Origin of the sequence: Azonexus sp., assembly GCF_036170495.1 — a bacterium.
GTDB lineage: Bacteria > Pseudomonadota > Gammaproteobacteria > Burkholderiales > Rhodocyclaceae > Azonexus.
The window spans coordinates 1-1077 of the sequence record NZ_JAVHPH010000123.1; the positions used below are offsets into that span (position 1 = coordinate 1).

Sequence of the window (1077 nt, forward strand, 5' to 3'; positions counted from 1 at the left end):
TTGCCCAGGCGCTCGGCCACCGGGATGAAGATCTCGTTGGTCTCGTTGCGCTTCTGGTATTCGACGTCGCTCAGTTCCTCGAAGCGCGCCAGGCGGGCCTTGCTCTTGGTCTGGCGTGCCTTGGCGTTGGAACGCACCCACTTGAGCTCCTCTTTCATCGCCTTCATGCGCGCGTCTTCGGTCTTCTGCTCCAGCTCGAGCCGCCTTTCCTTCTGGTCTAGCCAGTCGGAGTAGTTGCCCTTCCAGGGGATGCCCTGGCCGCGGTCGAGTTCGAGGATCCACTCGGCGGCGTTGTCGAGGAAGTAGCGGTCGTGGGTGATGGCCACCACGGTGCCCGGAAAGCGCTGCAGGAAGTGCTCCAGCCACTCGACGCTTTCGGCGTCCAGGTGGTTGGTGGGCTCGTCGAGCAGCAGCATGTCGGGCTTGCTCAGCAGCAGCCGGCACAGCGCCACGCGGCGCTTCTCGCCGCCCGAGAGCAGGCCGATCTTGGCGTCCCAGGGCGGCAGGCGCAGCGCGTCGGCGGCCAGTTCGAGCTGCAGGTCGGTGTTCTCGCTGCCGGCCGCGGCGATGACGGCTTCCAGTTCATGCTGCTCGGCGGCGAGCTTGTCGAAGTCGGCGTTTTCGTCGGCGTATTCGGCGTAGACCTCGTCCAGCCGCTTCTTGGCCGCCAGCACGCCGCCCACGCCTTCTTCAACCACCTCGCGCACCGTCTTGTCGGGTGGCAGCAGCGGTTCCTGCGGCAGGTAGCCGATGTTCAGGCCGGGCATGGGCACGGCCTCGCCCTCGAATTCCTTGTCGACGCCGGCCATGATCTTCAGCAGCGTGCTCTTGCCCGAGCCGTTGACACCCAGCACGCCGATCTTGGCGCCGGGGAAGAAGGACAGCGAAACGCCTTTCAGGATCTGCCGCTTTGGCGGCACGATCTTGCCGACGCGGTTCATGGTGAAGACGTACTGGGCCATGGCAGGGGGGTCTCTCGTGGTGATCAGGGCAACCCGGGATTATCGGCGACGCGCGTATCCGGGGCCCTGCAGGCTGCTCGGGCGCGTGTTGCGGTGGTGCCGAAGGCGACAAACC

1 protein-coding gene is annotated in these 1077 nt (G+C 66.0%); it reads right to left on the reverse strand.

From position 1 onward, the window contains the following. Nucleotides 1–962, reverse strand: a 962-nt coding sequence (locus tag ADADOO_RS03865; RefSeq protein ID WP_511275177.1) for an ATP-binding cassette domain-containing protein, incomplete at its 3' end; no start/stop codon positions are given. Nucleotides 963–1077 lie beyond the last annotated feature (115 nt).